Origin of the sequence: Kitasatospora sp. MBT63 (assembly GCF_000710465.2) — a bacterium.
Classification (GTDB): domain Bacteria; phylum Actinomycetota; class Actinomycetes; order Streptomycetales; family Streptomycetaceae; genus Kitasatospora.
The window spans coordinates 1-19811 of sequence record NZ_JAIZ01000013.1 but is presented as its reverse complement, the minus strand read 5'-3'; the positions used below and the strand labels follow the sequence as shown (position 1 = coordinate 19811).

15 protein-coding genes are annotated in these 19811 nt (G+C 71.4%); 3 read left to right on the top strand and 12 right to left on the bottom strand.

From position 1 onward, the window contains the following. Nucleotides 1–259 precede the first annotated feature (259 nt). The 10 genes from asnB to AA75_RS00995 are packed head-to-tail and all read right to left on the bottom strand — an operon-like array spanning nt 260 to nt 11786. Nucleotides 260–2044: an asparagine synthase (glutamine-hydrolyzing) gene (gene asnB, locus AA75_RS01040; RefSeq protein ID WP_082526151.1), complete on the bottom strand. Its 1785-nt coding sequence runs from the start codon at nt 2042–2044 to the stop codon at nt 260–262. 13 nt (nt 2045–2057) lie between these two features. Continuing rightward, the gene (locus tag AA75_RS01035; RefSeq protein ID WP_033817735.1) at nt 2058–2687 is read right to left on the bottom strand and encodes a 2OG-Fe(II) oxygenase family protein; all 630 of its coding nucleotides are present in this window, start codon (nt 2685–2687) and stop codon (nt 2058–2060) included. Nucleotides 2688–2713: 26 nt separating this feature from the next. Beyond that, a complete protein-coding gene (locus AA75_RS01030; protein WP_033817734.1) occupies nt 2714–4354 on the bottom strand; it encodes an asparagine synthetase B family protein in 1641 nt (546 codons plus the stop codon). Then, entirely contained in the window at nt 4351–5022 is a 672-nt protein-coding gene (locus tag AA75_RS01025; RefSeq protein ID WP_033817733.1) for a hypothetical protein, read from the bottom strand. The genes AA75_RS01030 and AA75_RS01025 overlap by 4 nt, the downstream gene beginning before the upstream one ends. Then, on the bottom strand, nt 5019–6206 hold the full coding sequence (locus AA75_RS01020) for a hypothetical protein (RefSeq protein ID WP_033817732.1): 1188 nt from the start codon (nt 6204–6206) through the stop codon (nt 5019–5021). Before AA75_RS01020 ends, AA75_RS01025 begins: the two co-directional genes overlap by 4 nt. Next, nucleotides 6199–7323, bottom strand: a complete 1125-nt coding sequence (locus AA75_RS01015) for an ATP-grasp domain-containing protein (protein WP_033817731.1) — start codon at nt 7321–7323, stop codon at nt 6199–6201. Before AA75_RS01015 ends, AA75_RS01020 begins: the two co-directional genes overlap by 8 nt. Next, nucleotides 7320–8345, bottom strand: a complete 1026-nt coding sequence (locus AA75_RS01010; protein ID WP_051811506.1) for a class I SAM-dependent methyltransferase — start codon at nt 8343–8345, stop codon at nt 7320–7322. The genes AA75_RS01015 and AA75_RS01010 overlap by 4 nt, the downstream gene beginning before the upstream one ends. Then, nucleotides 8342–8938 (bottom strand): DUF6875 domain-containing protein, encoded by a 597-nt coding sequence (locus AA75_RS01005; protein WP_033817730.1) that lies wholly within the window; start codon nt 8936–8938, stop codon nt 8342–8344. Before AA75_RS01005 ends, AA75_RS01010 begins: the two co-directional genes overlap by 4 nt. Further along, on the bottom strand, nt 8935–10797 hold the full coding sequence (locus AA75_RS01000) for a pyridoxal-phosphate dependent enzyme (protein ID WP_051811504.1): 1863 nt from the start codon (nt 10795–10797) through the stop codon (nt 8935–8937). The genes AA75_RS01005 and AA75_RS01000 overlap by 4 nt, the downstream gene beginning before the upstream one ends. Then, on the bottom strand, nt 10785–11786 hold the full coding sequence (locus tag AA75_RS00995; RefSeq protein WP_033817729.1) for an LLM class flavin-dependent oxidoreductase: 1002 nt from the start codon (nt 11784–11786) through the stop codon (nt 10785–10787). Before AA75_RS00995 ends, AA75_RS01000 begins: the two co-directional genes overlap by 13 nt. A 738-nt stretch (nt 11787–12524) precedes the next feature. Between AA75_RS00995 and AA75_RS00990 the strand changes: the two genes are divergently transcribed. The 3 genes from AA75_RS00990 (at nt 12525) to AA75_RS00980 (ending at nt 17898) form a co-directional block, all read left to right on the top strand. After that, complete coding sequence (locus AA75_RS00990) at nt 12525–14156, top strand: hypothetical protein (protein ID WP_149037876.1); 1632 nt, start codon at nt 12525–12527, stop codon at nt 14154–14156. Nucleotides 14157–15085: 929 nt separating this feature from the next. Next, on the top strand, nt 15086–15613 hold the full coding sequence (locus AA75_RS00985) for a flavin reductase family protein (protein ID WP_055731226.1): 528 nt from the start codon (nt 15086–15088) through the stop codon (nt 15611–15613). Nucleotides 15614–15918: 305 nt separating this feature from the next. Then, nucleotides 15919–17898 (top strand): hypothetical protein, encoded by a 1980-nt coding sequence (locus AA75_RS00980; RefSeq protein WP_233288863.1) that lies wholly within the window; start codon nt 15919–15921, stop codon nt 17896–17898. An 81-nt stretch (nt 17899–17979) separates the two neighbouring features. On the opposite strand, the gene AA75_RS46925 is transcribed toward AA75_RS00980, so the two are convergent. Beyond that, nucleotides 17980–18210: a hypothetical protein gene (locus AA75_RS46925; protein ID WP_149037874.1), complete on the bottom strand. Its 231-nt coding sequence runs from the start codon at nt 18208–18210 to the stop codon at nt 17980–17982. Next, the coding region (locus AA75_RS00975) for an FAD-dependent oxidoreductase (RefSeq protein ID WP_063794255.1) at nt 18207–19811 on the bottom strand (1605 nt) is incomplete at its 5' end. The genes AA75_RS00975 and AA75_RS46925, both read right to left, overlap by 4 nt.

Sequence of the window (19811 nt, the reverse complement as noted above, 5' to 3'; positions counted from 1 at the left end):
GAGACGGGGACGCAGGCCGACGGCGTGCTGACGCTCCATGGAAATCTCCTTCGGTTCATCGGGAAACTTTTCCCGCCGGTTTCCCACTGCTTCGGCGTGGTCCAAAATTAGCCACACATAACCGCTTTTCGCAAGCCCGTTGGCGCGACTCATGAAATCACCTAGCGGCCCTTTTCGGGGAAACTCAAATAGCGGCCCACCTTCACTTCCGGCGGCCGTTCAATAGATTGATATCCAGCTGTCTCCGCAGTTCACACGGCTAGTCGAGCCAGATTAATCCGTTGACCTCATCGACGGACACGCCAGCCAGGAAAAGGCGGCACCAGATTTCCGCGGTCCACAGCCGGAAGATCGTGCGTTCCTCGGATTCGGCCAGGAGCCGTGCCCATTCCCGTGCGGGCAGGCGCAGGACGTCGACGAGTTCTCCCCGCCGCAGGCGCCGCATGTCCAGCGATTCGAGATACGGCCGCACGGAGAAGTTGAAGCCGAACTTCTCCCGGTCCACGACCTCGGCCGGCAGGTACCGGCGGGCCGTGGCCGCGAGGCCGGCCTTGAGGCCCGGCAGCAGGTGCCGCTCCAGCGGGGAGTTCAGCGCGAAGGAGGCCACCGCGGTGTCGAGGAAGGGTTCACGCACCTCGATCGACGCCTGCATCAGGTTCTTGTCCAGGCGGTTGAGGCCGTGGCTGAGGAACAGCCGCAGGTCGGCGGCGAGTGCCGACGACAACTCATTCCGCTCCCGGGGAAGGTGACGGAAGGAGCGCCGCAGCCGGTCCCGGACGTCCAGCTCGTAGTCGGACGGCCCGGGCCGCAGGCCCAGCAGCTCGCGCAGGCCGCGGCCGCGGTCCGCGGGGGGTTCCAGGGCGTGCGCCCCGACGCCGAACGCGCGCCGCTCCCCGTGGTGCCGGGAGGGGTAGCCGCCGAACAGCTCGTCCGCCCCTTCGCCGGAGAACAGCACCCGCAGCCCGTCGGCGCGCGCCCGCGCCGCGACGGCGGCCAGGGCGACCGAGTTCTGGTGCACCAGCGGGTACTCGAAGTGGCGGACGCTGGCGACGAAGTGTTCCCGCCAGGCGCGCCCGTCGACCTGCACCGGCACCAGCGGGGTACCGGCGGCCTCGGCGGCCCGGGCGGCCCACCGGGTCTCGTCCACCTCGGGCTGGTCCCCGAACGAGGCCACGTAGGCGGGCAGTCGCACGCCCTCCGCCTTGGCGAGAGCCAGCACGAGACTGGAGTCCAGGCCTCCGGAGCACAGGACGCCGGCCTCCGCGAAGCCGTCCTGCGGCAGGCGGCGACGCACGCCGGCCCGCAGGACGCCGTCCAGCCGGTCGATCCAGCCTTCGGCCGGCAGCGCGGCCAGCCGGTCGGCCTCCTCCCGGTCGACCAGACTGCCCGGCTCGAACCAGGTCCGCTCGGACAGCAGCTCGCCGTCGGCGTCGAATTCGAGCACCGTCCCGGGCAGGACCCGGCGGATGCCCTCCAGCGGTGTCCGCGGGCCGTTCACCCAGTAGTCGGCCAGCACGGCGCGCAGTTGCGGAACGCACGGGGTGGCCGGTACGCCGCCCGCGAGAAGTGCCTTGATCTCGCTGCCCACGTACCAGCGGCCCTCGTACCGGGCGAGGTACAGCGACTTGACGCCGAACCGGTCCCGGGCCACGATCGTGCGGCCGGTCGCCCGGTTCACGTGGACGAAGGCGAACGGGCCCTCCAGCCAGGGCAGGGCGTGCGGGCCCCACTCGGCGAGCGCCGCGAGCAGCGTCTCGGTGTCGCTGTCGCCCCGGAAGACGTGGCCGGGCAGCTGTCTGCGCAGCTCGCGGTGGTTGTGTATCTCGCCGTTGAAGACGAGCAGCTGGTCGCGGCCGGCCGTCCGCATCGGCTGGTCCCCGGCCGGGCCGGGCCCGGTGACGGCGAGCCGTGCGGCGGCCAGGGCGGCGCGCGGCAGCGCCACAGCGGCGGTGCGGTCCGGCCCCCGGTGCTTCAGGGCCAGGCCCATGGCCAGGGCGGTCTGCTCGGTGGCACCGGGGCCCAGCACCGCAGCGATTCCACACATGTCGGCAGCCCCTTCAGGCCCGTACGGTCACGAACTGGGCGAGCACGGTGCGCCGTGGTAGCGGGGCCGTGGGACTCACCTGCCGGACCGCGTGGAAGGAGTGTTCGCTCCTGGCGAACAGCACCGAGGTGTTGAACCTGGGCCACAGCGAGGCGGCGACGGCCGCGGGGTCGTCGTCGTCCGCGGAGGTCAGGACGTCCAGGCCGCCGCCCCAGCTCTCGTCCCAGGCCGGGGAGAGGTAGAGGATCTGGGTGGCCACCCGGTCGGCCCGGTCGGTGTGCGCGGTCATGAAGGTCCCGGGGCCGTATTCGCACAGGCGCACCTTGAGCGCGCAGCCCGCCAGGTCGGCGCCGGTGGCGTCGGTCACGAAGGCCCGGTAGTCGGCGCTCAGCATCCAGTCGAGCAGGCGCCGCCAGGCGCCGGAGAGGCCCGCCACGGCGTCCGTCGGCTCGCCGGACTCGACGACCGTGCAGTCGCGCAGCAGGTAGTGGCCGTGCGGGCTGCGGGACTCCCGCAGCGCGGCGGTCGGGAACTCGGCGGCGAGCAGCTCGGCGTGGGCCGGCTCCAGCAGGTCCTCGACCCGCGCCCAGGAGTAGGGGAAGTGGTGGCGGTCGACGGCCGCCGCCGGGGAGATCGGGGTCATGGAGGTCCTTGGGACGGGCCGTGCGTTCACCACGGCATCGGGGACGGGGCGGTGGAGGCGGCGACGGGCCGCCGTTCCCGCCAGGTCAGGTAGGAGTGCACGAGCCACAGCAGCCGCAGTTCCTGGGCCGGGGCCGGACGGTCGGACGCGGCGAGCCGGGCCAGCGCGCGGGTGTCCAGGCCGAACAGGTCGCAGTCGCCCGCCAGCCGGTCGAGCAGGCGCTCGCGGGCCACGGCCCGGAAGGACTCGAAGGACAGGGCCTGCTGCTGCTTGCCGTGCCGGGACGCGGCCCAGCACCCCAGGGAGTCCAGTTCACGGCGCAGATAGCGTTTGCCGACCGCCTCCTCGCGCACGGAAGCGGCCCTGAAGCCCAGGGCGGAGACCTCCGGTGCGAGGAACGGGTGGCGGACGCCGACGCCGTGCAGGCCGTGCGCCACCGCCGCGGAGCGCAGGTGTTCGGGCAGGAAGTGCTCGGCGTGGAACCGTTCGACGGAGCGGGCCGGCGACTCGCCGTACGGCATGAGCTCGCGCAGCTGCGCGGGCACCTCGGCGACGGCGGCGCGCAGTTCGCCGTCCGCGAGGTAGGGGGTGAGGATGTCGGGGGCGACGTGGACCGCGCAGGCGACCGGCAGGTCGCCGGGGTCGACGGGGGCGGCGGCCAGCCGGTCGAGCCGGTTCCAGCCCACCAGGGGGTGGTCCGCGGCCACGCCGGAGAGCACCACGGGCGCCCCGTCCTGCGCCGCGGCCCGTCCCAGGTGCCAGAAGGTCGGCACGCCGATGGCCATCACCGGCGCGCCGAGGGCGTCGGTCAGCCGGTCGACGACGTCGAGGAAGTCCTCGGTGGCGATCGGCAGTTCGCGGTGGTCGCTGCCGGTCTCGGCGGCGACGGAGGCGGCCCAGGCGCGGTCCGCGTCGTCCTGCCGGTAGAAGGCGCTGTAGGTGCGCAGCGGGCCGGGGTGGGGAAGGCGGTGGAGCGCGTGGGCGATCAGCGAGGTGTCGACGCCGCCGCTGAGGTGGAGCGCCGCCGGGCCGTCGAGCAGCCGTGCGCCGGCCTCGGCGAGCGCCCGGGTGAGTTCCCCGGCCGGGGGTACGGTCGCGGGCCGGGCGTCGCGGCCCGGGTAGGAGGCCGTGGTGCGCAGGGGACGTGGGCCGTCCGGGGTCAGCAGGTGCAGGACGCCGGGTGCCAGCGGGTGGACGCCGTCGAGGTACCAGCCGTCCGCGAGGGGGTAGTTGAGCGTCAGGAACTGGGCGAAGGCCGCCAGGCGGGGGCGGTCGGCGCCCACCGCGGCGGCCGTCTCGGCGGGGCCGGTGCCCACGGCGGTCCGGTCCGCGGTGCGGGCGGCGAACAGGGCGCCTTCGCCCGCCGCGTCCCGGGCCGCGTAGCTGCGGCCGGTTCTGGCGTCGTCGACCAGCACGCCGAAGCCGCCCGTCACGCCGTCCAGGAACGTTTCGCCGTTGCGCAGGTAGGAGTCCATGAGCCGCCGGGCGGCCTGCTCCCCCGCGACGGCCGGGCCTTGCCCGGTGTCGAGGTGGCCCCGTACCGCGAGGGTGACCCGTCCCTGGGCGCCGGTGGCGAGGCCGAGCCCGGCCTCGCCACCGGCGAGCCGCAGAACGCCGTCGGCGAGCAGGAATCCGGTGCCGGTGTGTTCGGTCAGAACGAACGTCATGGCTGTGTCCCTTCCGTGGTCAGGCCACCGGTGGCCGGTCCGGTGAGGCCGCGGACCACGGGGTGGGCCAGCAGCCGGGCCAGCGGGGGTGCGCAGTCGTCGCTGGTGGTGTCCAGGGACAGCACCGGGTCGCCGGTGGGCTCGGCTGCCAGGAGTTCGGCGCAGGAGAGCCAGTAGCGTTCGTAGCCGGGCCCGCTGTCGCCGAGCGGACGGGCGTGCGGCGATCCGTCCGGGCGGCCGCCGAGCCGGCGCAGGCGTGCGGGCCGGTCGGAGGTCAGCAGGACCGTCAGGTCGGGCCGGGGCAGCAGCAGTCGCGGGTTGTCCGTCCCGCCGAGGGCCTGGTCGGGGCGCAGCCCGAGGTTCCAGCCGTGCTGGACGGCGCTGGAGAACCAGTAGCGGTCGACGAGCAGGGCCGGTTCCCCGGCGCGGGCCGCCGATTCGACGGCCTGGGCGCAGCCGCTGAGGTACATCAGGTAGGAGGCGAGGCCGCCGGCCGTGTGCAGGGCGGAGCGCAGCGCGTCGTAGTCGGGGCCGGGGGTCGCGGTGCGGGGTATCCCGGTCGCTTCGGAGAGCAGGGTGGTCAACCGGGTCTTGCCGGTGCCGTCCAGTCCTTCGAAGGCGATCAGCCGGGGTGTGCGGACGCCGCCCGGCCACAGGTCGGCGGTCACGCGGCCGCCTGCCCGGGGGCGGGGTTCCCGGGTCCGGCGGCGGGGTTGGGGGCGGGGCAGGGGTAGATGACGTCCCGGAACTCGACGCCGCCCAGGTGCCTGCTCCGGCTCGCCACGGGGGCCGCGCCGCGGGCCTGCGCCGGCTCGGGGTCGTCTTCGTGCAGCAGCGCCAGCAGGTGCGGGGTGATCGGTCCGGGTGCGGTGGCGGTGGTCGGTTCGATGCCGAGGAAGTGCTGCAGGCCGAGGAGTTCGACGTCGACGCCGGTGGTGCGGCGGACCAGTTCCGGGATGAAGCCGCCGGTGACCCGGGGGGAGAACTCCAGGACGTGGAGGGTGTCGTGCCGTTCGTCGTAGAGCGCCTCGATCTCGTAGACGCCGCCGGTCAGCTCCAGGCCTTCAATGATCAGTTCCAGGTCGCGCCGGAGCGCGTTCGCGGCGTTCTCGGGTACGTCGCCGCAGTGGAAGGCGCTCCAGTGGAAGTCGGTGAGCTCGTCACCGCGCCGGCCGACCCCCTGGACGGGGAACATGCCGGCCAGGTCGCCGTCTCGGACCAGGAAGGGGACGGTGAGGAAGAGCGTGCCCCGGGTCAGGTCGGGTTCCAGGATGACGTTCCAGGGGTCGGCGTCCGGGTAGGCGGCGATGAAGTCGTCGTACTCGGTGAGCAGGGACCTCTCGCGCAGCTCGCGGTAGGAGCGCTCGTACTCCTCCAGGGCGCGCGCGTCGGGGATGCGCTTGACCAGCATGCTGGCGAACCCGAAGTCGGGCTTGGCGATGAGGGGGTAGCTCAGCGCGTCGCGGTCCTCGACCTCGTCCAGGCGCCGCTTGTCGACCACGGTCACGCCGAGCGCGCCCAGCTCGGCGGCCAGCCGGGTCTTGACCAGCATGTCCAGGCAGACCTCGGCGAAGTTGGGGCTTCCGACGGCTGCGCGGTGCTCGGCGACCCAGTACACGCCGCTCTCGTGACAGCACATCACGCGGGCGCCGTGGGGGGCGGTCCGCCCGGCCGCCTCGGTGGCGGACAGCACCGTCACCCCGGCGGCCGCGGGGCGGGGCGCGCCGTCGGGGACGATGACGGTGAGCGGCGTCCCGGTGTCGGCGGCGGTCCGGGAGACGTTCTCCAGCTGGGCGGCGTTGGGGAAGACGATGACGGTCTCCGGCTGCTCGCCGGTGGTCGGGTCAGACACCGGAGTGCTCCAGTTCCGCGGTGGTCTCCTCGGCCGGGTGGCCGATGAGGTAGGGCAGGGCCTTGTCGCGCACCGACCGGCGGCCGTACTCCGCGGCGCACTCCTCGACCAGGTCGACGAGGTCCAGTCCGGCGGCGTCGAGCATGCGGGGGAAGGCGCTGCCGTGCATCAGCCCGGGCAGGGTGTTGATCTCCAGGAAGTACAGGTCGTCGTCGTGCACGAGGAAGTCGAGGCGGGCGAAGCCGAACACCTCCATCTCGTCGAAGAGCCGGACGGAGGCCTGTTTGACCCGCCGGGTCGTCCCGGTGTCCGTGGTGTGCAGCAGGGGCTGGACGAGGCCGTGTTCGTGCTTCTCGCGGTGGCCGAGGAAGCCGTGTTCGGTCACCGCCTGCACGACCGGCAGGGCCGTGGTGCGGCCGCCGGTCCGGACCACTCCGCAGGTGTACTCGGTGCCGGGGACGTACTCCTGGACCAGGACCTGGCTGTCGTACGGCAGTGCGGCGGCCGTCGCCCGGGCCAGGGCGGGGCCGGTCGGGTCGGGCAGCACGCGGGTGAGCAGGGAGGCGCCCATCCGGTTGGGCTTGACCACGGCGGGCCGTCCGTCGAGGAGGCCGGCCACCTCTGCGGCCCACTGCTCCAGTGCCTCGGGGTCCCGGGCGAGGGACGGGGGTGCCATCCAGGTCCGCGGTGTGCGCAGTCCCGGCACCAGGTCGCGGGCCACCACCGCCTGCAGGCGCTTGTCCATGCCCAGCGCCGAGGCCAGGACTGGGCCGAAGTTGCCGCGAAGGGCGAGGACTTCGGCGATGCCCTGCCAGGCGCCGTCCTCGCCCTCGTTGCCGTGCAGCAGGGAGAAGACGAAGGCGTCGCCGTCGGTGAGCCGGCTCAGCGCCTCGTGCAGCGGCAGGTCGGTGCCGGCGCGCAGCTCGTCCTCGGTGTCCGGCCAGGGGGCGGTGTCGAAGTGCCGGTAGCCGCCCTCGCGGGTGATGTAGGCGACCGCGTGGAGGGTGATCCGTCCGGGGGCGGATTCGAGGGCCGCGCGCAGCCTGCGGTAGCTGTGCAGGGAGGCGTCGTGCTCGGTACTGCGGCCGCCGAGCAGCAGGACCACGTTCAGGGTCATCGGTTCACCGGTCCGCTCGCGGTCAGGTAGGTGGCGTGGGGGGTGGTCTCGACGTCGACCTGGTCGAAGGCGGTGCCCAGCAGGGCGGCGGCCTCGTCGGTGTCCAGGCCGAAGCCGGTGGTGCGGAACGGCTGGGCGGCCAGCCAGTGGGCGGGCCGGGGGCGGAACATCCGGGAGTGGAGCATGCCGTCGGGGGTGAGGATGCGGGCGAGTTCGCGTACGGCGGCGGGCCGGTCGTCGGCGGGCATGCAGTGCAGGCAGCCGATGTCGAGCGCGGCGTCGAAGGAGGCGTCGGGCCAGGGCAGGCGGGTGGCGTCGGCGGCCGAGAGGTCGGCCTGCGGGCCGAGCAGGCGCCGGGCCCGGGTGACGGCGGAGGCGGAGATGTCGGAGCCGGCGACCCGGTAGCCGAGGGAGGTGAGCAGGCGGGCGTTCTTGCCGTAGCCGCAGCCCAGGTCGAAGACGCGGGCGCCGGCGCCGGTGCCCGCGAGCAGCCGTCGCAGGACGTCGGTCTCCAGCGGGACGAAGTTCCAGGGGACCGTGTAGGGGTCCTGGTAGACCTCTTCCATGGTGGCGGCCCGGGTGCGGTCGCCGCGGGTGAAGTCGGTGAGCGCGGAGCGCAGCCGGCCGTCGCCGTCCGGTTCGAAGCCCTCCTCGCGGAGTGCGGGGAGCAAGGCTTCGGCGAGGCCCGCCGGGGTGGTCAGCGACCAGCCGGTGTGGCGGCCGCGGAAGGTCTTCGCGAGGGTGCGGACGGCGAGCCGGGTGGCTTCGCCGACGGTGGCGGCCGGCTCGGTGCCCAGCCGGGGGTCGATGGTGATGCGGACGACGGTGCCGGACAGGGCGCCGTGCAGGGTGCCGAGTCCGCCGTCGGTGTCGCGGCCGACGCGGAAGCGGATCTCGTCGTGGCCGTGTGCCCGTTCGGCGCACAGGAGGAGGTCGGGCCCCACCACGTGGTAGAGCTCCCGGTCCTCGGTCCACGGGCGGTCGTCCGGGGTCGCTGCGGCGGGGCCGGTGGTGTGGGTCATGTCGCGGTCCTCGTGTCGATTCCGGGGCCGGCCGCGCGGAAGATCCGGTGGAGCTCCGGCTGGCCGGCGAGGAAGAGCTCGTCGTGGGGGGTGGAGTGGCGTAGCGCGAGCGAGGGCCAGGGCGAACGGGCCACCGGGACCTCGCTGTTGCGGATGCTGGTGTCGGGGCTCGCCGGGAAGAACTCCCCGACGGTCAGTCCGACGGCGAGGAGCAGCGGCTTGACCCGGGTGCGGACGCCGGTGAGCAGGTCGCCCCGCCCTTCCAGCGCGGTGAAGACGACGACTCGGCAGCGCAGCAGGGCCTCGGCCGGTTTCAGCTCGTGGACGCGGGTGCGGAAATCGGCCGCGTGCCCCAGCAGGGCGGCGTCGAGCGCCTGGGGGTCCTCCCCCGCCAGGGTGCACGCGGACAGTTCGATGTGGCCGCGGCGCAGTGCGGTCGGGACGTAGGGGCACAGGGCTCCCGGGCGGCCCAGTTCCGGGACGGGGACGCTGATCTCGTCCCGGATCCAGGCCGCGGTCCGGACCGCCCAGTCGGGGGCAGGCGGGTCGTCCAGGGCTCGCGCCGCGTCCATGGGTTCGGTGGGTGTGCTCATCGGGCGGCTCCCGCGAGTGCGGGCACGGGTGCGGGAGCCGGTACGCCGGCGGGGCGGTGGGAGGTCAGCAGCCGTTCGGTGCAGGCCTCGACCAGGCAGCTGAGGCTGTCCACCACGGGCACGCCGAAGTCCGTGCTGTCGCGCAGCAGGTGCAGGTCGGTGCAGGCGAGGACGACCGCGTCCACGGGGCCCGCCGATGCCGCGAGGGCCCGTAGCCGGGCGGCGGGGAACGCGCCGAGGTCGCCCTCCAGGCAGGCGAGCACGAGTTGCTCCGCCTCGCGTTGGGCGGCCGCCTGCGGCAGGGCGAACTCGACGCCGTCCCCGTCCCGGTAGAGGCCGCTGCGGACGGTGGACGTGGTGCCGAGCAGCAGAACCCGGCGGTAGCGGTTGCGGGTGAGCGTGCGGCCGACGGCGGCGACCATGTCGATCCACTCCAGGTCGCGGCCGCGCAGCAGGTCGGGCAGGCGGGCGTGCAGGGTGTTGCAGGGCAGGGCGACGAAGTCGGATCCGGCCCGTTCGAAGACGTCGAGGGCCTCGCGCAGCAGTGCGTCGATCTCCTCACGGTGTCCGGGGCCCGCGGTGCCGGTGATGAAGGCGTGTTCGAGGTCGGCGGGCAGCGGGAGGCTGTGGGTGACGACGTCCGGGTAGGAGCCGCCGGTGGCGCGCCGGTGTCCGGAGACCAGCCGGAGGTAGAAGTCGCTGGTGGCGATCGGGCCGACGCCGCCGACGAGGCCCAGGCGGGCCCGGTGGCCGGTGTCTGGGTTCGCGGGGATCGCGGGGGCCGGATGCGGGCGGGCCGGGCCGGATGCGCCGGGCCGGGCCGGGGTCTGCGGGCCGGGGTCGGGGGACGTGGTGTTCACCGTGATGTTCCAGGGGTGGCGGGGCGGATCGGGGTGGTGGCGGCCTGCCGCGGCGAGGCATTCCCGCCAGACGGACTCGTCGATGTTGCCGCCGGAGACGACCGCGAGGGCCCGCTCATCGGGGGTGCCTTCGCGCAGTGCGGCGGCCAGGGCGGCGGCCCCGGCGCCTTCGGCGCGGATACCGGCCTCGGTCCACAGCAGGGCCATCGCCCGGTGCAGTTCGGCGTCGTCGACGGTGACCACCCGCTGGCGGCGGGCGTGGCAGGCGTCGAACGGGTGCCGGCCGATCCTGCGGACGAGCAGGCCCTCGGGCAGGCCCGACACCCGGTCGAGGATGATGCGGCGTCCGGCGGCGAGGGAGCGCCGCATCGCGGGGGCGCCGTCGTACTCGACGCCGACGATGCGGACCCCGGCCGCGCCCCACTGCCGGATCGCCGCGGTGATCAGCCCGCCGCCGCCGAGCGGTACGTAGACGGCGTCGGGGAGCGCGGCCTGCTCCCCGGCCTCGCGAAAATGCTCCCCGGCGGTGCGGAACTGCTCCCCGGCTTCGCGGAACAGGGTCCGGTGCCCGGCGATGATCTCGGGATCGTCGAAGCTGTGGACGAACACGCCCGCCCCCGCGTCGGCCTCGGCCCGCGCCAGCGCCTCGCATTCGTCGTATCCGCCGTCCACCGGGACGATCTCGCCGCCCATGGCCGCGATCCGGTCGAGCTTGGCGCGGGGCGTGGTCGCCGGGACGTGGATCCGGGCGTGCTGGCCGCGGGCTCGGGCGGCTTCCGCGAGCGCGCAGGCGTGGTTGCCGGTGGAGGCGGTGATCAGCGTCGTTCCGGCCGGGAGGAGCCCGGTGCGCCGCCACACCCCTCGGTACTTGAAGGCCCCGGAGCGCTGCTTGGTCTCGTCCTTCACGAACAGTTCCCGCCAGCCGAGGGAGCCGCCGAGACGGACCAGCGGGGTGGTCAGCGGCCGTGCCCCGGTGGGGGAAGGCGCTAGGCGAAGCACGGCAGGACCTTCCGGGCGAACATCTGCAGCGAGGCGGAGGAGAGTTCGGGGGCCAGGCTGCCGAACTGCGTCATCAGGGACAGGTCGGTGATCCCGAGCCGCTCCCACTGCCGGATCTTGGCGATGACCGTGTCGGGTGTCCCGAACAGGACGTTGTCCGGGTACATGTCCGCGTAGTCGTGCGGGGTCAGCGGTCGGCCGAAGGCCGCGTCCACCGCGCCGAGGTACTCCATCAGGGCCTGGGCGGGCAGGTCGCGGGCCTGCGCCTCGGTGGCGGCCACGAACAGGTGCTGGTTGGCGAGGATCCGGCCGCCGTCGGGGGCGAGGCCGGCGGCCCGGCGGGCCTCCCGGTACCAGGCCAGGCCGGCCGCCAGCTCCTCGGTGGTCCGGTTGTAGGGGTTCACCATCAGGTTGAGGCCCTCGCGGCCGGCCCGTTCGAAGGAGTCGCGGGAGGTGGAGGCGGCGATCCACAGCGGCGGACCGGGGCGCTGCACCGGCTTGGGCAGGACCTCGACCCCGTCCAGCCGGTAGTGCTCGCCGCGGAAGGTGAACGGGCCGTCGGCCCAGGCGCCGCGCAGCACAGAGAGCCCCTCGGTGAACAGGCCGGCCCGGTCGGACATCAGGACGCCGCGCCCGGCGAACTCGCCCGGCAGGAATCCCCGCCCCACCCCGACGTCCAGCCGTCCGCCGCTCAGGACGTCCAGCATCGCGAAGGACTCCGCCGTCTCCACGGCGTCGCGCAGCGGCAGCACGGTGGCGGCGGAACCGATCCGGATCCGCTCGGTGTTGGCCGCGACGGCGGCTCCGAGGACCGGGATGCTCGGGATGAAGCCGCCGTACGGGGAGAAGTGGTGCTCGGCGAACCAGATGGAGTGCAGGCCGAGTTGCTCCGCCTCCACGGCACTGCCGATCAGTGCCGCGTACGTCTCGGTGGCCGACCGGTGGTGGCCGGGACACTGTGCGGGAAGGCAGAACAAGCCGAATCGCATGCAGACTCCTGGGGCTACGGGCGTGTGAGGGTCTTCGTGCCTGCGTGCGTGGGGCGTCGGACGACGGCGTTCTCCGGTGCAGGCCGGTGGAGACGGGGATCCGCCCCGTCCCTGCGATGGCGGCCCGCTCCTGTTGATCACAGCCTGCGGTAGATGTGGCGTCGCATCAACCACCCGGATCCCCTCAGCAAGTTGCCCGGCAGCAAAGCAGGTGGGGCACAAAAGGGGTACATAGGACTTACTTACGGCTCCAATCCACAGTCGACGGTCATGCTTCGCACCGGGCCTACGTCGTACGCCATGGAGGACGCTGACCGTCGCGCGCCCGGCGCACGGCCACATCCGCCCTGCGGCAAGGAATGATCCTTTTGATGGCCTCCGAGCAGGCCCGCGTTCGCAGCGCGGGCCAGCAAGACACGCCCGCGCCGCGGTGGATGATGGCGGCTCCACGTCGTAGGAACTCGACCGGCGGGATCGAACGCGGCGGCATCCGCCGGATGTCGGCCGGCGCGCTGGAAGCCGGTATCCGCGGGCTGCTCATTGCCCGTGCGGCGATGCCGCGCGTGATACCGAGCCGACCTTGCGGTGACTTCTGGCATCGAGATCAGGCGCGCAATCGAGCCGACCACAAATTCGGACCTAAAGGCCACCCAAGGAGGCATCCATTCAATCGCCGATCCAGGCTTAAATTGAGCTGGTTTCAATACATGCAACTATTTCTATTTGGGCGGTACAGCAATGACCTACGGAGCCTGGGCGGAAAAGGTGTGCGCCGCCATCGACAGCTCGGCCGACGCTTTCCGGAATTCCACGACCTGGGAAGAGCTCGTCCACATCCTTTCAGAAAGCTCCGAATTTTCCGCCACCGATCTGGACGAGTATGGATTCTTCCAGATGATCTATGACTGGAACCTGGATTACCTGAATCCGGTCACCCTTGAACGCCTCAAGTGGTATCTCAATGCCTACTGCCTTGTGCTCGATGTGCCGAGTCCGTGGAATTCGACAGAGGTGGAGAACTACGCTGGAACCTGGTTTCTTCGCGTAGAAAATAGCTGGCAGGACGCCAGTGCAAGTAACAACGCGGCACTAGCAGCAAGAGCTCCGAACACCTACCTCGTAGGGCACGGCGGAGAGCAGGATCTGCAGATCAGCATCGGCGATGAAACGGTCATCTGGCTCTACTCGACCTCTGGGGAACTGCTGTCCCAGCTCGTAGGAGCCGCGCTCATCGACCGGCCGGCACAGGCCCCTGTGACGAGACTGGACAAATCGTCCGGCGAATTTCCCAACATCCAGCTAGGCCCGCTCAGTGACGGAGAACTGGCAGCCTACGTGCAGGTTGCCCAGGAGAACAGTGCTGACGGCCAGGTCTCCTGGGTGGCCACGGACGGACTCCCCATTCGGTTCATCCAGGAGGGAACGGCACTGTGCCTCGATGAAGCCTTCGGCAGAGCCAATGCCCGCTGCACTCCCTCACGCCACACGTGTGGAGGGGTCCTGCAGATCCACGCAGGCAGTGAGATCCGGCTAATAACCTGCCGTGAGCCCATGACGTTCACCGTCAAGAGCATGATGCGAACAACCAGGCCAGAGCAGGATGACGACTTCATCGAGACAGCCAATGATTACGTGGAGTCACTCTTGCGTCGCGCGAAGACCAATCCGCGCGAGGTGGTGGCGGAAATCGAGGGCCTACCGGCAAAATCCCAGGCACTGTTGCACTCCTACACCGCATTGACCAGATTCCTGGCAATCTACTACGTGACGGCGGCGAGCAAGTCGGTCGAAAAAGGCGAACTATCCCCTGAAGGATTCCTTTCATATTTCTCACAGCTCAGCAGCGCGGATAAAGAGTCATGCTTCGAGGATCCGACGCTCTCCGCCTTCATAATGACCGTCGGGGGGGATGGCGACTCGCCCGCCAGAGCATTTTTCAGAAAATTCGTACAGTTTGGCGAGGAGGGGCGTCACCAAGAGTGGGGGAAACTCGACGACAACAACCGGCAACTCGCCCGGCAGTTCCGATCCGTCGAGAACTGGGTGAACACAACCCTGCCGATGGTCGAGCAGCTCAAGCTACACATCAAGTCCATGGCGGGAGCCTACGAACTGCAAAATATCAATCCGTTCTTCGAGGCGATGGCGCTCGGGCGCAGAATCCAGAAGAACGAGGCTCCACATGCGGAAACCGCCATCCTGAATTATCTCATGGAATGCGGCCTGGTTTTTGCCGAGAAAAACATGATCGACTCCTTCTTGGGTCTATCAAAAACGGATCAGAGGACCACATGGGAGTCGCTGACGCCGTTGGCAAAGGAAGGAATCGCCTTCCAGGAGCGCGTCAAGAAATGGCGAAGGAGCTTCTGAAACTCGAATGGCGAATCCGATTTGAAAGTCACACGTGTAGCCGCACAGGCCGATACAGGCGCGTAGACGGCAACACTTAGCACTGGAGCGGTCGATCGGACAGCCGACGGAGAGCGGCGGACGGCACACCTCGCGATCGTCAGTCCAGGAACACGCCCAACGATGGTTCGGCTGGCCGGTGACGCCTCTTCCCACCCGAGTGAGCAGTGTATGCATCGTGTGGCTCCGGCTGGGGCCTGGTCACGTCGAGGGCCGGAGTGGGGGTGACGCTGCGGCCACCGCTCCGCTCCGGCGATGGACCGTCAAACCCGACCGGCCGATGTCCGGTTCACCTACGTATGCGCCCTCATCGGTGGATCGGCACCCCTCATTTTAAGGTCGCGCAGCTTGGTGAGGGGCAGGATCCATCGCTCCGGGCGCTACGCTCAGGCATATTGACTCTGCATCCAATTGCCACTGCGGCCCCGCAACGACGCGGGAAGCCGCCGACCATCCGGGGAAATTCCGTGATCAAGCGTTGTGTCCTGGCCGTGACCCTGGCGATCGCCGCCCTCGTCTCCGTTTCGCTCCCCTCGGCTTCCGAACCGGATGTCGTCGTCGCCGAGTGCGCCCCTACCCAGCACTGCGGGGTCGACACCTCTTGGGGTGGCTGACCGCGCGGCGGGCCGGGCCACTGCCCGGATGAACGCAGACATCTCGTGAATCGTCCCGGACTGCGCGGCTGTCGGGAAGCTCGCCGGGGCTCGTCCCGGCCGTCCCCCGCACGGGACGCGTCGGACCGCCTGAGGAAGCCGGGCCCTGACCGGCCGGACCTCCCGGGTACACCCCTCCACGTCAGCTGACTCGTTCCCGCAGGTCGCTCCGGACGCGGCCTGCGGGAACGCCGCGACCGGAGCAGCGTGCAACCACCCGTTCGGAGAAGACAGACCGTGACCGACTTCATGACCAGCGCCCCGCCTTCTTCCGCCGCACATCTCGAAACGGTGCCCGCCCCGGTGTTCCGCGAGGCGATGACCCGTTTCGCCGCCGGCGTCACGGTCGTCACCGCCTACGCCGGCGGCGACCCGGTGGGCTGCACGGCCACGGCCGTGCTGTCCCTGACCGACCGTCCGCCCACCCTGCTCGTCTCGCTGGCCTCCGGCAGCGGGACGCTGGAGTGCATCCGCACGGCCGGCCACTTCGGTGTCAGCGTGCTCCCCTACGCGCTGCGCGGGCTGGCCGACCGCTTCGCCGGGCAGCCTGCGGCTCGGCGGTTCACCGGGGTGGCCCACGAGAGGCGGTCCGGGGCACCCCTGTTGACCGGTTCGGTCGCCGGCCTCGTGTGCCGGGTCAGCCGGTACGTTTCGCTGGACGACCACACTCTGGTGGTCGGCCGCGTCGTCCACACGCAGACCGACGACGGTGACGCCCCGCTGGTGCACTTCGCCCGCCGGCAGACCCGGCCGTGCCAGGTGTGAGCCACCGCACGGGATGATCCTTGCGGCAGCTGGGGGCCGGTACGGCCACGCCCTTTCAAGCAGATTCGCAGTCTTTGCTGACACTTTATCTTGACATGAACCGCACGAATCGCCATCCTCGCCCACACGCTCGTTCGTCATACTCCGACAAGCGGAAGGGTGATCTCAATTTGAAACGACGCCCACTCCAACTCCGGTTCCACCGCAGGTCGTTGCTCCTCGTACTGCCACTCCTGCTGGCCTTGCTGGCCCTGGGGACCGGACCGGTCACCCATGCCACGGCCGACCAGGGATGGTGGAACCCGATGGCGCGGCCCGTACCGGACTCGCAGATCAACGCCGTCGGGGAACCCTTCAAGGGCACCGACGCGCAGGGCCGGGTCCGCGGATTCGTCGACGCACACGTGCATCTGATGTCCAACGAGGGATTCGGTGGACGGCTCATGTGCGGCAAGGCCTTCTCCGACCGCGGCATCGCGGACGCCCTGAAGGACTGCCCCGAGCACTACCCCGACGGCAGCCACGCGGTCTTCGACTACATCATGAACGGCGGTGACGGCCGGCACGACCCCGTCGGATGGCCGACCTTCAAGGACTGGCCCGCCTACGGATCGCTGACCCACACCCAGACGTACTACGCCTGGGTCGAACGGGCCTGGCGCGGCGGCCAGCGGGTGCTCGTCAACGACCTCGTCAGCAACAGCGTGATCTGCAACGCCTACTTCTTCAAGGACCGGGGCTGTGACGAGATGGACGCCATCCGTCTCGAGGCCCGGAAGACCTACGAGCTCCAGGCGTACGTCGACGCGATGTACGGCGGTCCGGGCAAGGGCTGGTTCCGGATCGTCACCGACAGCGACCAGGCCCGCCAGGTGATCGGCCAGGGCAAGCTGGCCGTGATCCTCGGCGTGGAGGCATCCGAACCGTTCGGCTGCAAGCAGGTCTTCGACATCCCCCAGTGCGGACCCGAAGACATCGAACGCGGCCTCGACGAGCTCTACGGTATGGGCGTGCGCAGCATGTTCCTGTGCCACAAGCTCGACAACGCGCTGTGCGGCGTACGGTTCGACACGGGCACGGTGGGGGCCGCGATCAACGTCGGCCAGTTCCTCTCCACCGGTACCTTCTGGAAGACCGAGAAGTGCACCGGCCCGCAGCACGACAACCCGATCGGGCTGGGCCTTGCCGCCGAGGCGCAGCAGGCGCTCCCTCCCGGGGTCGCGGCTCCCGCGTACGCAGCGGACGCGCAGTGCAACACCCGAGGCCTGACCGGCCTCGGCGAATACGCCATCCGCGCCATGATGAAGCGTCACATGATGCTCGAGATCGACCACATGAGCGTCAAGGCCGTGAACCAGTCGTTCGCCGTCCTCGACGGTGCGGCCTATCCGGGGGTGATCTCCTCCCACAGCTGGATGGACACCGACTGGACCGAGCGGCTCTACCGCCGCGGTGGCTTCATCGCCCAGCACATCCACAACGCACCGGACTTCGCCGCCGAGGAGCGGTCCACGGCCGCCATCAGGGCCAAGTACCAGATCACGGGTTACGGGATCGGCACCGACATGAACGGGGTCAGCGAGCAGCCCGGCCCCCGCGGCGACGCCGCCGCCAACCCCGTGACCTACCCGTTCCGCAGCGCCGACGGCGGCTCGCTCCTGGAGCGGCAGACCACCGGGCAGCGGACCTGGGACATCAACACCGAGGGAGTCGCCCACTACGGTCTGGTCCCGGACTGGGTCGAGGACGTCCGGGTGACCGGCGGTCAGGACGTCGTGGACGACCTGATGCTCGGCGCCGAGGGATACCTTCGGACGTGGGGCGCGACGGAACGACACCCCGGCGACCGCGTCGACGCCTGCACCGGCACACCCGGCCGCGGCGTGGACCTCCGCTACCAGGCGCATGTCGCGGACATCGGCTGGCAGGGCTACACCGGGCAGAACGGCACCAGCGCCGGAACCACCGGCCTCGGCGACTCCATCCAGGCGGTCCGGATGTCGGCACGCGGGGCGGGCGGCCTCTGGGTCCGCGCCCACGTGCAGAACATCGGATGGCAGCCGTGGCAGTACGCGGCCGACGGTCAGCAGGTGCAGGTGGGCACCACCGGGCAGGGCCTGAGGCTGGAAGCCCTCGAGGTCCGGGTCGGGTCGGGGACGGTCGCCGGCCGCGGGCACGTCCAGGACGTGGGGTGGACCGCTCCCGTGCGGGGCACGAGCATCGTGCTGGGCACGACCGGGCAGAGCCGCCGGTTGGAGGCGATCTCGCTGAACCTCTGTTCCTGACCGGCCGGCTGCGCCCGTTGCCCGAGGCATCGCGACCGCCCCGGGCAACGGGCGCAGGCGGCCGGAGGGCCCCGAGGGCCTTCAGCGCGTTCCGGCGTGGGGGTCGGCGTGGGCCAGGGCGGGAGGCGGCGGCGCGGCGGGGGGCATCGGCGTCGCCGACACCAGGACGTGGCCGTAGGCGAGTGCGGCTGCCGTCGCGACGCCGGTGATGAGCGGCCAGCGCACGTTGTACCGGGCCGGAACGCTCAACAGACTCCGGGAGGCCCGCCGTACGGGCGGTCGGCGACGACGGGAGACTTTGCGGCGGCTCATGGGTGGCTCCTGCGGCGGGTGCGCCGGCTGGTGGGGGCGAATGGTTGGACGGTGCCGATCAGGTCGCGGTAGGGCAGCAGGCGGCGCGGCATGTCGAGCGCCACCGCTGCCACCAGCTGGGGTCCGGCGGGGGTGTCCCGGGTGTAGGTGGCGATGAAGCGTTCGGAGCGCAACGAGCCCTCGACGACCTCCATCCGCTGTCCCAGTGCGGGCATCCCGACGGCCTGCAGCCTGCGGCCGTGCTGCTCGGACCAGAAGCGGGGTACGGGCGCGAAGGCGGACGCACCGGCGGGGCCCTGCAGCAGGGTGTCCGCGGCGTGCTGGCCCATCTCGACGGCGTGGATGAGGTGCTCCACCCGTCGGGGCACGCCGTCGAAGCGGAGGTTGGGCCAGCGGGCCACGTCTCCGGCCGCGACGACGCCGGGAACCGGGTGTCCGGTGGTGTCCAGGGCGTGGCCGGCCGCGTCGCACAGCACTCCGTCGGAGACGTCCAGGCCGCTGCCGCGCAGCCACTCGGTCCGCGGTTCGCCTCCGAGGCCCAGGACGACGAAGTCTGCGGTGATGGCGGTTCCGTCGTCCAGGCGCAGCCGTAGGGCGTGGCCGAGGTCGATCCAGTCGGTGATCCTGGTGCTGAGGCGTACGTCGACGCCGGCCCGCTGCTGCACCCGCCCGACGACCTCCCCGAGGGTGCGGCCCAGGACGCGGCGCAGCAGGGGTGCGCTGTGGACCACGAGGGTGACGTCCATGCCGTGTTCGCGGGCGGTGCAGGCCAGTTCGCAGCCGACGAAGCCGCCGCCGAGGATGACGACGTGGTGGGCTCCGGCGCGGTTCATCGCCTCGCGCAGTGCGGCGGCGTCCGCGAGGGTGCGTACGGTCCGGATCCGGTCGGAGAAGACGGGGGCCAGTGGGAGCCGTTTGGCCTCCACGCCGGTGGTGATCACCAGTCCGTCGTAGGGAAGTTGCTCGCCGCCGGGCAACAGGACGGTGCGGTGGTGGAGGTCCAGTCCGGTCATCCGGGTGTCCGTCAGCCAGTGGGCGTCCAGCTCTTCGTCGGCGCGGAAGGTGAGGTCGTCGGCGCGCAGTTCGCCCGACAGGTACTGCTTGGACAGCGGCGGGCGGCTGTAGGGGCGGTGGGGCTCCTCGCCGACGATGACCAGTTCGCCGTCGAAACCGCGTTCGCGCAGCCGGGTGGCCGCGCTGAGGCCTGCCAGGCCGGCGCCGGCGACGACGACGCGTCGGCGGCTGCCGCGGGTGGCGGCACCGCTGCGGGTGCCGCGGCGGCGTGCGGCGGGCGGTGGGGTGGTGGAGGTGACGGAGATGGCCTGCATGGGGCAGCAGCGGGCGGCCTGTCGGGCCTGCGCGGCGTGGGCGGCCGGTACGGCTCCGGTGTAGTGCAGGGATCCGTTCTCCGCGATCTGGAAGACCTCGGGTGCTTCCTGCTGGCAGATGCCGTAGATGTGGCAGCGGATGTTGTCGACGCTGACCTTCACCGGTGCCTGCTCGGGGACCAGCTGGGGGCGGGCGAGTGGCAGCGGCGGTGGTGCGGGCAGCGGTCCGGGGCTGCCGGAGATCTGGGGCTGGGGCTGCGGCTGGGGCTGGGG

Bases quoted from the DNA above. Each gene is read 5' to 3' on its own strand.
- AA75_RS01035 (WP_033817735.1), bottom strand. From the start codon at position 2,687: ATGACCCCGATCTCCCCGGCGGCGGCCGTCGACCGCCACCACTTCCCC.
- AA75_RS00995 (WP_033817729.1), bottom strand. From the start codon at position 11,786: ATGCGATTCGGCTTGTTCTGCCTTCCCGCACAGTGTCCCGGCCACCAC.
- AA75_RS01015 (WP_033817731.1), bottom strand. From the start codon at position 7,323: ATGACCCTGAACGTGGTCCTGCTGCTCGGCGGCCGCAGTACCGAGCAC.
- AA75_RS01030 (WP_033817734.1), bottom strand. From the start codon at position 4,354: ATGACGTTCGTTCTGACCGAACACACCGGCACCGGATTCCTGCTCGCC.
- AA75_RS00990 (WP_149037876.1), top strand. From the start codon at position 12,525: ATGACCTACGGAGCCTGGGCGGAAAAGGTGTGCGCCGCCATCGACAGC.
- AA75_RS46925 (WP_149037874.1), bottom strand. From the start codon at position 18,210: ATGAGCCGCCGCAAAGTCTCCCGTCGTCGCCGACCGCCCGTACGGCGG.
- AA75_RS01005 (WP_033817730.1), bottom strand. From the start codon at position 8,938: ATGAGCACACCCACCGAACCCATGGACGCGGCGCGAGCCCTGGACGAC.
- AA75_RS00980 (WP_233288863.1), top strand. From the start codon at position 15,919: ATGGCGCGGCCCGTACCGGACTCGCAGATCAACGCCGTCGGGGAACCC.
- asnB (WP_082526151.1), bottom strand. From the start codon at position 2,044: ATGTGTGGAATCGCTGCGGTGCTGGGCCCCGGTGCCACCGAGCAGACC.
- AA75_RS01010 (WP_051811506.1), bottom strand. From the start codon at position 8,345: ATGACCCACACCACCGGCCCCGCCGCAGCGACCCCGGACGACCGCCCG.